The sequence below is a fragment of the Peribacillus sp. Hz7 genome (assembly GCF_042136355.1).
Taxonomy (GTDB): domain Bacteria; phylum Bacillota; class Bacilli; order Bacillales; family DSM-1321; genus Peribacillus; species Peribacillus asahii_A.
This window is the reverse complement of sequence record NZ_JBHHJV010000010.1, coordinates 16,383-30,495: the sequence shown is the minus strand read 5'-3', so window position 1 is coordinate 30,495 and position 14,113 is coordinate 16,383. Positions and strand designations below refer to the sequence as shown.

The window sequence follows — 14,113 nt, the reverse complement described above, 5'->3', positions numbered from 1 at the left end:
CTCCATAAAAGCGAGCCTGGGATAGTGGGAGCCAGGATATGGACATTCAGGGAAGGGCGTTCCGGAGCATGATATTTAACAAAAGAGGTCATTTCCTTAGAAATGACAATTAGGGTGGAACCGCGGGTAAACTCTCGTCCCTATGCTTACATTTTGGCATAGGGACGGGAGTTTTTTGTGTTACGTAGGATATGGCAGGTAGTCTCTTAAAATTGGCAAGTAAATAGCCAAATCCAGCAGGGAAGGCGACAAATTTCATTTTCGCTTTAAAAATTTGGAGGTGCAGGAATGAATATTCAAGATATGATTTTAACGTTACAGAAACATTGGTCTGAACAAGGCTGTATTTTAATGAATGCTTATGATGTGGAGAAAGGTGCAGGCACAATGAGCCCTTATACATTTTTACGAGCGATTGGACCAGAGCCGTGGAATGTAGCATATGTGGAGCCATCACGTCGCCCTGCGGATGGACGCTATGGTGAAAACCCAAACCGTCTGTATCAGCATCATCAATTCCAAGTGATTATGAAGCCATCGCCAGACAATATTCAAGAGTTATATTTAGATTCTTTAAAAGCTCTTGGAATTGACCCGCTTCAGCATGATATTCGTTTCGTTGAAGATAACTGGGAAAACCCTTCATTAGGTTGTGCAGGCCTTGGTTGGGAAGTATGGTTAGATGGAATGGAAATTACACAATTTACGTATTTCCAACAAGTTGGTGGACTTGAATGTAAGCCTGTTTCGGTTGAAATTACATATGGAATTGAGCGTCTGGCTTCTTACATTCAACAGAAAGAAAATGTATTCGAGTTAGAGTGGACAGATGGTTTTACTGTACGCGATATTTTTGGTCAGCCTGAATATGAGCATTCTAAATATACGTTTGAAACGTCGAATCTAGATATGTTATTCCAACTATTTACGATGTATGAAGCAGAAGCACAGCGTCAAATGGAAGAAGGACTTGTTCACCCAGCTTATGATTATGTGTTGAAATGTTCTCATACATTTAATTTGTTAGACGCAAAAGGAGCCATTTCGGTTACAGAAAGAACGGGATATATCGCTCGCTGCCGAAATTTAGCGCGTAAGGTTGCCAAAACCTTCTACGAAGAGCGGGAAAAATTAGGCTTCCCGATTTTAAAAGTGAAAGGGGAGAATGCAAATGAGCAAGCGTAATTTATTGTTGGAAATTGGTTTAGAAGAATTACCAGCACGTTTTGTGACATCATCAATGAACCAATTAGCGGATAAGGTTCAAAAATGGTTCACAGAAAAAGCAATCGAATTTGGTGATGTTCAAGCTTTTTCAACACCTAGACGTTTATCGCTTCTTGTTACGGATGTGGCAGAAGCACAAAAGGATATTGAAGAAGAAGTAAAAGGACCAGCTAAAAAAATTGCCATGGATGCGGAAGGCAATTGGTCAAAAGCAGCAATTGGTTTTACAAAAGGTCAAGGACTGACAACAGACGACATTTATTTCAAAGAAATTAAAGGCGTTGAATATGTTCATTTAAATAAATTTATTAAAGGACAACCGACGAAAGAGTTACTAGTGGAGCTGCAGAATCTTATTACAAGCATGACATTTGGTAAAAATATGCGCTGGGCAAACCAAGAGCTTCGTTTTGTTCGTCCAATTAAATGGTTAATTGCATTATTTGGTCAGGAAATTGTACCTTTTACCATTGCCGATGTAGATACAAACCGTACAACAAAAGGCCATCGCTTCTTAGGGGAAACAATCACAATTGAAGATCCTGCTGAATATGAAGCACGTTTAACTGAGCAATTTGTTATTGCGAATCCGGATACACGTCGCAATATGATTTTGGCACAAATTAAAGAGCTAGAAGCCAAAAATAATTGGGTAATTCCAGTTGATGCAGAATTGCTTGAGGAAGTCAATAACTTAGTTGAATATCCAACGGTTTTATTTGGTCGTTTTGAAGAAGAATTTTTGGAGCTGCCAAGTGACGTATTAATCACATCTATGAAAGAACATCAACGTTATTTCCCTGTAAAAGATCAAGCTGGCAACTTGCTTTCTTTCTTTGTTACTGTTCGAAATGGGGATGATCGTCATTTAGAAACGGTATCGAAAGGAAATGAGAAAGTATTGCGTGCACGTCTTTCCGATGCTGCGTTCTTCTACAAAGAAGATCAGAAGAAAGATATTGCAGATGCTTTGAAAAAGCTTGAAACAATTGTTTATCATGAAGAAATTGGTACGCTAGCTGAAAAAACAGAGCGTGTTACAGCTATTACAGGAGCGTTAGTCGATGCACTTGAAGTATCTGTCGATAAAGAGTTGGCCCTTCGAGCAGCACGCATTGCTAAATTTGATTTAGTCAGTCATATGGTGTACGAGTTCCCGGAATTACAAGGCTACATGGGAGAAAGATATGCTCTTTTAAAAGGAGAAGCGAAGGAAGTAGCGGCGGCAATTCATGAACATTATATGCCAAAGTCTGCTGACGATAGCGTACCGCCTTCAACGATTGGCGCCATCTTAAGTGTTGCTGAAAAAATGGATACTATCGCATCATTTTTTGCAATTGGGATTATTCCTACCGGCTCTCAAGATCCGTATGCATTAAGAAGACAAGCGAGCGGAATTGTCCAAATTTTAGCGGAGAAGAATTGGAATATTTCTTTAGAAGCAATCGTCGCTTTAGCATTGCACGAAGTAGAAGCGAAAAATATTGTGAAACGTGAGCTTGCCGATGTGCAGGAAGATATGCTTACTTTCTTTAAAGCCCGAATTAAGCATATGCTACAGGAACAGCATATTCGCTATGATTTAATTGATGCGGTTTTATTAGGTGAAATTGGCTATATCTCATCCCTTGTAGAGCGTGCTGGCGTGTTGGAAGCGAAGAAGAACGAAGCAGGCTTTAAAGAAGAGCTAGAAGCACTAAGCCGTGTTATGAATATTGCTGGTAAATGTGAACATCAAGTATCTGTGGATGCTGCTAAATTTGAAAATACTCAGGAAACAGCACTTTATGAGAACTATCAACGTGTGTCTGTTGCTTATCAACAAGCAGATAATGAAACAGAGCGTTATGAATTATTAGCCTCTCTTCAAACAGATATTGAACAGTATTTCGAGCATACAATGGTTATGGCAGACGATGCATCTATCCGTAATAACCGTTTATCACTCATGAAAGAGATTAGTGATTTAGTGGCTACTTATGCAGCGATGAATAAAATTATTGTATCGTAATAATGATACAAAAGAACGGATACTGCTTCAGACGATGTTTGTATAGTAGTATCCGATTTTCTTTTTCGCTATGTTAAACAACATGATTAGTTGAAATGAACAGTATGATCTAATAGGAGTCTTTTAGTAGGATGCAGTTTTGATAAAGGATGATGTGAGTAGATGGAAGTTTCCTGAAAATATATAAACAAGCAGGAGATAAGAATTTTATGTCTATTTACGATATAATAATGGAATATACTAATCATTATAAAAACAGATATCCTTTTTCTCTCTTAACGCATTAGGGTGGTGATTAAAATCGAATTGAATAAGCGTCAAGAACAGATACTACAAATTGTGAAAGAAAATGGACCAATCACAGGTGAAAATATTGCTGATCGATTGAATCTGACGAGAGCAACACTTCGACCAGATTTAGCAATCTTAACGATGGCAGGCTTTCTTGATGCGAGACCTCGTGTCGGGTATTTTTATTCTGGCAGATCGGGGACTCAACTTTTGACGGATAGTTTAAATCATATTTTTGTAAAGGATTATCAATCGATACCGGTCGTTGTTAACGAGAGTATTTCCGTATATGATGCAATAGTCATGATGTTTTTAGAGGATGTAGGTACGTTATTTGTTGTTGATAAGCAATCCGTATTAGTAGGAGTTCTTTCACGGAAAGACTTATTACGAGCAAGTATCGGGAAGCAGGAATTATCATCCATTCCTGTTAATATTATTATGACGAGAATGCCGAATATTACGATGTGTACAAAAGAAGATTTAATGATTGATGTAGCGAAAAAGCTGATTGATAAGCAAATTGATTCGTTGCCGGTCGTGAAGGAGACGGAAAAGGGCTACGAAGTGATTGGGCGAATTACAAAAACGAATATAACAAAAGCTTTCGTAGCTTTAGCAGACGAAAAGTTTTAGGGGGGCTCGCAAAAAGCATGACAGGAATGAACGGTTCAATCATATATGTTGTATCGGACTCAGTAGGAGAAACAGCGGAATTAGTAACAAAAGCAGCGGCGAGCCAGTTTATGGGGGCCTCTTTTGCAATCAAGCGAATACCATACATAGAAGATGAACAAAACGTTGATGAAGTCATTTCGCTTGCTAAATTAAATGATGCGGTTATTGTGTATACGCTCGTAAAGCCAGACATTCGAGCATATATGGAACAGCAAATTAAAAAGGAGAATCTACCTGCTCATGATATTTTAGGTCCGCTTATGAACTTGCTTCAACAACGAGCGACGTTTAAGCCTTTAAATGAGCCAGGTTTAGTACGCAAGCTTGATGATGATTATTTCAAGCGTGTAGAGGCGATTGAATTTGCTGTGAAATATGATGACGGACGTGATCCACGAGGGATTTTACGATCGGATATTGTGTTAGTTGGTGTGTCTCGAACATCTAAAACGCCGCTTTCGCAATATTTAGCTCATAAGCGTTATAAAGTAGCGAATGTGCCGCTCGTTCCGGAAGTAAAGCCTCCAGAAGAATTATTTTTAGTGTCGCCGGAAAAGATTATTGGTCTGAAAATTAGCCCAGAAAAACTCAACCATATTCGGAAAGAACGTTTGAAATCACTTGGACTAAATGACCATGCTATCTATGCAAATATGGAAAGAATTAAAGAGGAACTAACCTATTTTGACTCTATTGTTTCGCGTCTTAAATGTCCAATCATTGATGTAACAAATAAAGCTGTTGAAGAAACAGCTAATTTAATTATTAATATTCTTCAAAATCGAAGCGTGAAATAACCATTTTTATGATAAGTTCATACATGATGATGGACGATAAGCTAACATATAATGTATAGCTTATTGCTCCATCCGCTTTTTTGTGTACAGGGCTATAAAAAAGTGGATGTAGAAACAGATTTTTTAGATTGAAATGATGGCAACTTTTGAAAAAATAGATTATAATAAAAAATTGCGAGAAATTGTATTATAAAGGTTTAGAGTTCCTTAATAAGGAATAAACTAGTGATTAACGAGAAGTCAAGGTTTACGTTATACATTCATTCACCTATTCATGAACGAGAGAAAGTAAAATGTCCATTTACAGAAGAGGTAGCTGAGACATAATCAAGTCTGTACAGGTAGTTGTTCTCTTCTCTTTTTATCACTTTCTCTCGATTTCTAAGTAGGTGTTTATTGCCTGTTAATTTGCGATAAAGATTCAATGGAGAAAAAGGATTATGGAGAAAGATGTAGAATTTAATGTTATGGACGATAAACCATCAATCTACGTTGATGCAGATGCATGCCCTGTGAAAAAAGAAATTTTGGATGCTGCTTCATTATTTAAGGTGAACGTTACATTCGTTGCTTCCTACAAAAATATGATGAGTAATCCGGAAGGAAAATGGGTATATGTTGATGCAGATAAGGAAGCGGCGGACTTATATATCGTTAACGCAGTAAAAAAGGGTGATATTGTTATAACAAATGATATTGGATTGGCTGGAACATTACTCCCTAAAGCTGTATATGTTCTTTCTTCAAAGGGAAAAGAATATACCGAAGAGAATATTTCGATGCTTTTAGATATGCGTTACCTTTCCGCTAAAATGCGCAGAGCTGGTAAACATACAAAAGGGCCAAAAGCATTCTCGAAGGAAGATCGCATTAAATTTGCACAGGTACTTGCAAAAATTTTGTCGAACCTTGAAGGAATTTAGCCGTACATATCGAATAATAAACAATCACCTAAATTATAAGGTGAGAATATGACAAATGCCCGAATAGAAGATGAAAAGATTAATGAAATTCGCGAATCGGTCGATATCGTCGAGTTAATTGGCGAATATGTTCAATTGAAAAAACAAGGTCGAAACTATTTTGGTCTATGTCCTTTTCATGGTGAAAATAGTCCTTCGTTTTCCGTTTCTGCTGAAAAGCAAATTTTCCATTGCTTTGGTTGCGGAGCAGGTGGTAATGTTTTTACCTTTTTAATGGATATAGAAGGATATAGCTTTGTTGAAGCTGCTAAGGTTTTAGCGGAAAAAGGAAATGTTCCTTTAGATGTTGAAATCAATAAAGGACAATCACGCTCCAATTTGCCGGCTGGTTCAGAGCAAATGCTTGAAGCACATGATTTATTACGAAAATTTTATCACCATCTTCTGGTCCATACAAATGAAGGTCAAGAAGCGTTAGAGTATTTATTAAATCGTGGGTTTACTGAGGAGACAATTGAACAATTTCAAATCGGTTATGCTCTAGATTCATGGGATTTTGCGGCTAAGTTTTTGAAGAAAAGAGGATTTTCTTCAGAATTAATGGAGCAAGCAGGCCTCATTATTTTTAGAGAGAAAGGTGAATCTTATTTTGACCGTTTTCGTAATCGGGTAATGTTTCCGATTATGGATCATCAAGGAAATACGATTGCGTTCTCGGGGAGAGCGTTAGGTGAGGATCAGCCTAAATATTTGAATAGCCCTGAAACGCCAATCTTTAATAAAAGCAAAACTTTATATAATCTTCATCAAGCAAGGCCGCATATTCGAAAAAAAGCGCAGGCGGTTATTTTTGAAGGCTTTGCTGACTGTATTTCAGCTGTTCGTGCGGGCGTTGAACATTCGATTGCTACAATGGGAACAGCTTTGACAGAACAGCATTTGCAACTTTTGAAACGGAATACAGATCAAATTATTATTTGTTATGATTCTGATTCGGCTGGGTTACACGCAGCGAATCGTGCCGCTAATATGCTTCATGAAAACGGTTTTGGGATAAAAGTGGCGCTTATGCCAGACCACCTTGACCCCGATGACTACATAAAGAAATTTGGTGAAAAAAGCTTTGTTTCTGAAGTAATAGGGGCTAGTCAGACCTATATGGCTTTTAAGCTTTACTATTTACGTTTAGGAAAAAATCTAAATAGTGAAGGAGATAGGATTCAATATATTGAAGAAGTGTTAAAGGAAATTTCGCGCTTACCAAATGCTGTTGAGCGAGATTATTATCTGCGCCAGCTATCAAGCGAATTTTCACTTTCTTTAGATGCCCTAGAGAAACAGCAACGGCAAATTTTTTTCAATGAACGAAAGAAAGGAACATTGCCACAACCTTCTTTGCAAAAAACAGTAACTTTGCAATATGAGCATAAGCTAAGGCCAGCGCATCAGAATGCTGAAAGATATTTAATTGCTCATATGTTAAAAAGTAAAGAAGCTGCTTATAAAATTCAACAAATGTTGGGAAACAATCGTTTTCATTTGGATGAACATCAAGCAATCATTACGTATTTATACGCTTATTATGAAGATGATCATGAGCCGGATACCAGTTTTTTTCTAACATATTTATCTGATCAAAACTTGAGAAGAATTGTTTCTGAAATAGAAATGATGTCAGTGAGTGAGGAAGTATCTGATAAAGAACTGACAGATTATATAAATCAAGTGTTGAAATATGAAAAAATGTTAAAGATAAAAGAAAAACAAGAAGAAGAGAAGGAAGCGGTGAGACGTAACGATACACAAGCGGCCGCCCGGATTGCGATGGAGATTATTCAATTGAGAAAAATGTTGTAAGAATGGTAAGTGTAAGTTTTGGAAGGAGGGGAACTAATGGCTGAGAAACCAGCACGTTCCAAAGAGGTTGATAATGAATTAAGTCTTGATCAAGTAAAAGAGCAGTTACTAGAGTTAGGGAAAAAACGAGGCTCATTAACGTTAGAAAAAATTGCTGCTAAAATTGGCGGCTTTGAATTAGACTCTGATCAAATGGATGAGTTCTATGAATATTTAGGTGAACATGGCATTGAAATTCTCACAGATGGTGAAGAAGAAGATGAAGATGACCCGAATGGGAAAGAACTAGAAAAAGAAGAAGAGTTTGATTTAAATGATTTAAGTGTTCCTCCAGGTGTAAAAATTAATGATCCTGTCCGTATGTATTTAAAGGAAATTGGACGAGTAGATTTATTATCTGCTGAAGAGGAAATTTCTTTAGCAACACGTATTGAAGAGGGAGACGAAGAAGCAAAGCGCCGATTAGCTGAAGCAAACTTACGACTTGTTGTTAGTATTGCGAAGCGCTATGTAGGGCGAGGTATGCTATTTTTGGACTTAATTCAAGAAGGAAATATGGGACTGATTAAAGCTGTTGAGAAGTTCGATTATCGTAAAGGCTTTAAATTCAGTACATATGCAACTTGGTGGATTCGTCAGGCTATTACTCGTGCTATTGCTGACCAAGCAAGAACAATTCGAATTCCAGTTCATATGGTAGAGACGATTAATAAATTAATACGCGTGCAAAGACAGCTATTGCAAGATTTAGGACGTGAACCGACTCCAGAGGAGATTGCGGAAGATATGGATTTAACTCCAGAAAAAGTTCGGGAAATCCTGAAAATTGCTCAAGAGCCTGTTTCTCTTGAAACGCCTATTGGGGAAGAAGATGATTCACATTTAGGTGACTTTATTGAAGACCAAGATGCAACATCTCCTTCAGAGCATGCAGCGTACGAACTTTTGAAAGAACAGCTTGAAGATGTACTAGATACGTTAACAGATCGTGAAGAAAACGTTCTACGTCTTCGATTTGGGTTAGACGATGGTCGTACTCGAACATTGGAAGAAGTAGGGAAAGTGTTTGGTGTTACTCGTGAACGTATCCGACAAATAGAAGCAAAAGCATTGCGTAAGCTGAGACATCCAAGTCGAAGCAAACGTTTAAAAGACTTTTTAGAATAGAAAAAACACTCCGAGAGCCGGCTTGATTCATATCAAGTGCGGCTCTTTCTTTCTTCTCAATAGTTCCTTCTTTTTGCCGATATAGTAGGTAAGAAGGAATTTGGAATTGAGGGTGGGAATATGAATGAAACACGTAAAAAAATTATTTTACAGGAAATCAAGTATTGGAAGCAAACGAATCTTTTGCCTGAGCAATATTGCGATTATTTATTGACTTTATATAGTCGCGGTGAAGAACAAATTACACCGCCGCCAAAAGAGAGTAGCAGGTCACTAGCCATTCCATTATGGATATTTACGTCCCTTTTTTTTCTAACCTTATTTGTCAATTATTTTACTGAAATTAACAAGGGATTGCAAATCGCAATTACAGCATTTTTCATTATTATGTTTGGTTCCTTTATTTATCGGTATATTAAAAGTGCATGGTTATTGCAGTTAGCCTTAGTTGGTTTAGCATTACTCGTTCTTATGGAATCGGTTCATATTGTTGACCTAGTATTTCCGAATAGTACTGGTGCTCTCTATATGGTCCTGCTAGTTCAATGTGTTATTTGGTTTCTAGTAGGTCGCCGATTAAAATTATTGTATTTTTCTATCTCTGGAGTGATTGGAGCTTTCATTATTGTCTATTTTTTAGCAAGATTATTTTTTTAATGCTTTTTTATGGAAAAAAATTGGCAAATGATATACTATATAATGGTAGTGGTAGTTGTGACAAACCTTGAGAAAGCGCATAAATATTTGTTAAATTTAACAAAATAGAATATATCTGTTTATTTTTACTCTTTTCCTTAACCATGTTTAAGTAAATTAATAGTTGTTTGGACAGAATACTCTGATTCAAACAGTCTAGGTTCTATGGGAGGTTAATTCTATGAAGCGTAATCCAGTTGTACCATTTATTGTGATTATGGTGTTTGGAATTGGACTTATGTTTATGCTTTCTTTCAAAGGTTTAAGTGATTCTAAACAAATGGCTAAGGAGCAAGAAAACGGGGGTAAAACGGAAGAACCTACTGAGAATGCAGCGGCAACTCCTGAAGATATTTATAAACAAAACTGTATTAGCTGCCATGGTGATGCGTATCAAGGCGGTGTCGGTCCTGCTTTAAAAGGTGTAGGTGACCGATTATCTGCAGATGAAATTAAAAATACTTTAACGAATGGGAAAGGCGCTATGCCTTCTGGGTTAGTACAAGAAGATCAGCTGGATGGAATGACTGAATTTTTACAAGGGTTAAAATAATGAAAAACCACTGAGTTGTTCATATAGGACAATTCAGTTCTTTTTTTGTATAGATAAATTTCGCTGAACAAGTGAAGTTTTGTTATAATCTTAAAGAAAATGATTTGAAATACATATAAGAGAGTTGATTTAGATGAATCATGAAAAACTATCGATGCGTTTGCAGCGTGTCGCCTCATATATTCCAAAAGGAAGTGTTCTAGCGGATATTGGTTCGGATCATGCTTACCTTCCTTGTTATGCGATCAACAATCAGTTGTGTGCGAAAGCGATCGCTGGGGAAGTCGTAGAGGGGCCTTATCAATCGGCGTTAAAGCAAGTACTAGAAACCGGTTTACAGGATGAGATTGCTGTCCGTAAAGGGAATGGGCTAGATGTTCTCGAAATTGGCGAAGCAACGGCTGTAACGATTGCTGGCATGGGCGGTACATTGATTGCAAGCATTTTGGAAAGAGGTAAAGAGAAATTAACAAAAGTAGAGCGTCTTATTCTTCAACCGAATGTAGGTTCTAGAAACGTTCGAACATGGTTAATAGAGAATGGATGGGAATTGAAAGCGGAAGAAATTCTTGAAGAAGACGGGAAAATCTATGAAATTTTGCTGGCTGAAGCAGGGGAGCCGCTTAAGCCTTATCAAAATAAGCATGAAACAGGTCTTCAGTTTGGTCCGTTTTTGCAAGCGCAGCGCAGCCCTGTTTTTATAAAAAAATGGATGCAAGAAAAGGCTCATTTATTAAATGTAATTGCGCAAATGGATGCAAGTGGAAACACTAATTTAGAAGAAAAGCGAAATGAATTATTGAAGCAAATTAGGGTTATTGAGGAGGTGCTGGCATAATGAAAACAGCGAATGGACATCAAATTATTGAATTGTTTGAGCAGTTTTCTCCGAAGCATTACGCAATGGAGGGAGATCCAATTGGTCTTCATATTGGCTCTTTAAATAAGCCTGTTTCAAAAGTAATGATTGCTTTAGATGTACTGGAGGAAGTAGTAGATGAAGCGATTGAAAACGGCGTGGAGCTCATTATTGCCCATCACCCGCTTATTTATCGTCCGCTCAAAAAAATTGATACAACGAGTACAGCTGGTAGAATTGTTGAGAAATTGATTAAGCATGATATTGCTGTGTATGCCGCTCATACGAATTTAGATGTTGCAAAGGGCGGTGTGAATGATTTACTAGCGGAAGCCCTGCAATTACAGCAAACGGAAGTATTAGCTCCAACACATGAGATCACTTTGAAAAAGCTCGTTGTGTTCGTTCCTGTTGAGGCTGAGGATCAAGTAAGAGAAGCGCTTGGAAAAGCTGGAGCTGGTGCAATTGGAAATTATAGCAATTGCTCATTTTCTGCTGAAGGAACCGGACGATTTTTACCGGGAGAAGGTAGTGAACCAGCAATTGGTACGCAAGGCACATTAGAATCGGTATCAGAAGTGCGAATTGAAACGATTTTTCCAGAAAATATCGAGAAAAAAGTGCTGTCAGCTATGATTAAAGCACACCCATATGAAGAGGTCGCTTATGATTTGTATCGCTTAGATAACAAAGGAGAAGTGTTAGGCCTCGGAAAAATTGGTTCCCTTGCTTATGAAATGACACTTGAACAGTTTGCCGAGCATGTGAAGCGTACATTGGACGTGGATCGAGTGCGTGTTGTAGGGGATTTGAATACAACAGTTAAAAAAGTAGCCGTACTCGGTGGAGATGGTAATAAATATTTTACAACTGCTAAATTTAAAGGGGCAGATGTCTATGTGACGGGTGATATGTATTACCACACTGCACATGATGCGATGATGATTGGTTTAAATATTGTAGACCCAGGACATAATGTGGAAAAGGTAATGAAACAAGGTGTGGCAACGGTGTTATCGAATATGTGTCAAGAACGAAAGCTAGATGTGACCTTTATTCCGTCTAAATTGAATACAGACCCGTTTACATTTGTTTAATAATAGAAAAAGTCGTCCAAGGACGACTTTTTCTATTATTTAGGTACTTTAATTTTCGGTAAAATTTTATTTAATGGTGTTTTCTTTTCTGTATTCCATGTTGATTCGTCATTTGGATTATATTTTTCTAAAAAGGTAATGACCTCTTTGGTAATCGGTGTTGGCGTTGAGGCACCTGATGTCACTGCTACGGTTTCAACATCTTTTAGCCAATCAAGATTTAACTCAGAAATATCCGCAATTCGGTATGCTTTCGTCCCAGCAATTTCCTCTGAAACTTGAGCTAAACGATTCGAGTTATTACTTTTTGGATCACCGACAACAATGAGAACGTCCGCTTCGCCAGCTTGCTGTGCAACGGCTTCTTGACGAACTTGAGTTGCCAGGCAAATTTCTTTGTGTACTTCAGCATGCGGATACTTTTCTTTTACTTTTTCCATAATATCTAAAACATCCCATTGGCTCATTGTTGTTTGATTTGTAACGATAATTTTATCGCTTTCAATGGTTAATGCTTCTACATCTTCAGCATGTTGGACAAGGTGAACGATATTTGGCGCAACACCAATCGCTCCTTCTGGCTCTGGATGTCCTTTCTTACCGATATAAATGACTTGATAGCCTTCTTTTTGTTTGGCACGAATTAAGTCATGAGTCGCTGTTACATCCGGACATGTGGCATCAAGCGTCACGAGCCCTTTTTCCTCTGCAATTTTACGAATTTCTGGTGAGACACCGTGAGCAGTAAAAATCACGGTTCCTGAATCGACCTGCTCAATAATTTCTTTTCGATTTTTGCCATCAAGTGTGATGATACCATCTTCTTCAAATGCATCTGTTACGTGCTTGTTATGCACAATCATGCCTAAAATATAAATGGGGCGAGGCAATGTTTTATCTAAAGCCGCATTTCTGGCGATAACCATGGCATCGACAACACCATAGCAATAGCCGCGCGGTGATATTTTGATTACTTTCATCTATATGTCCTCCTTATAAAAGCAAAAAAACAATTAATTTTATTATATAGGAGGAATGAGCATAATACAAAACATCAAATAGTTATTAAATGTATAGTTTCGGCCCGGATGTCTTTTTCTTTTTTTGTTTTGGTTTTTTGGCCATTTTTTGTTGTGCGGTTTGTTCAGTGGTCGATTTAGGAGATTCTTCTGTAGGAATCTCGGTGACTGTTTCTTTTGATATGTTTTCTTCTTGTTTGGGTTCTTCTTTTTTATCGTTGTCGTTAGAACTAAAGGCCCGAATAATATTCCACATGGACGGTAAGTTTTTAATCATTGGACCATATTGTTGAACGATTGGGGTAAATTGTTCTGCTGCTTGAAGTACTTTTTGCGTATTGTTAAGCATGTTTGTAATACCTTCAGGATTTCTAAGTGTTTCCATGATACCGCCGCCGCTATTATTGCTCCGTGTTTCTTGTTTTCCTTGTGAGGGTGGTGCGAATAAGTTTTGGGGAGCAGCCTTTTGTTTAGACTTACCGAGTAACCTTCCAATCAGACCTTCCTTTTTAGGTCGTTGTTGCATCATGTCTTGTTGATGGAAAGGTGCATTTGCCCTTGGTTGACGCATACGAGGTTGTTGCGGCATTTGCTGGAAAAAGGAGTTTGATCCTGAAGGTACAGGCATTCCTCTTTGAAAGTTTGATGGCGGATACATATTTCGTCGATTGGATGGCGGAAAGTTTGGCCCTGAACCAGGGTGTCTTCCTTGAATCATATTGTTTCCCTCCTTATCAGGGGAAAATTATTTTTTCTATATTAGTATGCAAAATAAGAAAAAAGGTTTGAACAATGGCAAAACTAGAACGATTTGTTGTGAAGTTGGTGGAAAGAGGGTAAGATGGTAACGATAGTTTGTTTGTAAGCAGTCCATGATGCTTATATCAATACTTAATAAAACCAAGTGCCTTGCGCTTTTCTTCATAATTATTTTA

Annotated in this window: 13 protein-coding genes and 1 other annotated feature (1 of these 14 running past the window's edge); of the genes, 11 read left to right on the top strand and 2 right to left on the bottom strand. The window is 37.7% G+C overall.

Annotated elements, in window-relative coordinates; translation table 11 throughout:
* Positions 1–145, top strand: a binding site (T-box leader); it begins 34 nt to the left of the window's first position.
* A gap of 143 nt (positions 146–288) precedes the next feature.
* From glyQ to ACE199_RS14265, 11 genes are all read left to right on the top strand, one after another.
* Complete coding sequence (gene glyQ / locus ACE199_RS14315) at positions 289–1,185, top strand: glycine--tRNA ligase subunit alpha (RefSeq protein WP_252290843.1); 897 nt, start codon at positions 289–291, stop codon at positions 1,183–1,185.
* Complete coding sequence (glyS, locus tag ACE199_RS14310) at positions 1,172–3,241, top strand: glycine--tRNA ligase subunit beta (protein ID WP_375350393.1); 2,070 nt, start codon at positions 1,172–1,174, stop codon at positions 3,239–3,241. Before glyQ ends, glyS begins: the two co-directional genes overlap by 14 nt.
* A gap of 282 nt (positions 3,242–3,523) precedes the next feature.
* Positions 3,524–4,168, top strand: coding sequence for a transcriptional regulator CcpN (gene ccpN / locus ACE199_RS14305; RefSeq protein ID WP_286676322.1), 645 nt, complete (start codon positions 3,524–3,526; stop codon positions 4,166–4,168).
* Positions 4,169–4,194: 26 nt separating this feature from the next.
* Positions 4,195–5,007, top strand: coding sequence for a pyruvate, water dikinase regulatory protein (locus ACE199_RS14300; RefSeq protein ID WP_375350472.1), 813 nt, complete (start codon positions 4,195–4,197; stop codon positions 5,005–5,007).
* A 440-nt stretch (positions 5,008–5,447) separates the two neighbouring features.
* Positions 5,448–5,930, top strand: a complete 483-nt coding sequence (locus tag ACE199_RS14295; protein WP_252282581.1) for a YaiI/YqxD family protein — start codon at positions 5,448–5,450, stop codon at positions 5,928–5,930.
* Between the two features lie 48 nt (positions 5,931–5,978).
* Positions 5,979–7,787, top strand: a complete 1,809-nt coding sequence (dnaG, locus tag ACE199_RS14290) for a DNA primase (RefSeq protein WP_375350392.1) — start codon at positions 5,979–5,981, stop codon at positions 7,785–7,787.
* Between the two features lie 36 nt (positions 7,788–7,823).
* The gene (rpoD, locus tag ACE199_RS14285) at positions 7,824–8,954 is read left to right on the top strand and encodes an RNA polymerase sigma factor RpoD (RefSeq protein ID WP_119115558.1); all 1,131 of its coding nucleotides are present in this window, start codon (positions 7,824–7,826) and stop codon (positions 8,952–8,954) included.
* Positions 8,955–9,074: 120 nt separating this feature from the next.
* A complete protein-coding gene (locus ACE199_RS14280) occupies positions 9,075–9,611 on the top strand; it encodes a hypothetical protein (RefSeq protein WP_375350390.1) in 537 nt (178 codons plus the stop codon).
* A 220-nt stretch (positions 9,612–9,831) separates the two neighbouring features.
* Entirely contained in the window at positions 9,832–10,203 is a 372-nt protein-coding gene (cccA, locus tag ACE199_RS14275) for a cytochrome c550 (protein ID WP_375350389.1), read from the top strand.
* 133 nt (positions 10,204–10,336) lie between these two features.
* On the top strand, positions 10,337–11,041 hold the full coding sequence (locus ACE199_RS14270) for a tRNA (adenine(22)-N(1))-methyltransferase (RefSeq protein ID WP_127761397.1): 705 nt from the start codon (positions 10,337–10,339) through the stop codon (positions 11,039–11,041).
* Complete coding sequence (locus tag ACE199_RS14265; protein WP_375350388.1) at positions 11,041–12,159, top strand: Nif3-like dinuclear metal center hexameric protein; 1,119 nt, start codon at positions 11,041–11,043, stop codon at positions 12,157–12,159. Before ACE199_RS14270 ends, ACE199_RS14265 begins: the two co-directional genes overlap by 1 nt.
* Before the next feature lie 35 nt (positions 12,160–12,194).
* Here ACE199_RS14265 and ACE199_RS14260 read toward each other — a convergent pair whose 3' ends face one another.
* Positions 12,195–13,139: a 4-hydroxy-3-methylbut-2-enyl diphosphate reductase gene (locus ACE199_RS14260; protein WP_375350387.1), complete on the bottom strand. Its 945-nt coding sequence runs from the start codon at positions 13,137–13,139 to the stop codon at positions 12,195–12,197.
* A gap of 85 nt (positions 13,140–13,224) precedes the next feature.
* The gene (vrrA, locus tag ACE199_RS14255; protein ID WP_375350386.1) at positions 13,225–13,896 is read right to left on the bottom strand and encodes a VrrA/YqfQ family protein; all 672 of its coding nucleotides are present in this window, start codon (positions 13,894–13,896) and stop codon (positions 13,225–13,227) included.
* Positions 13,897–14,113: the final 217 nt, after the last annotated feature.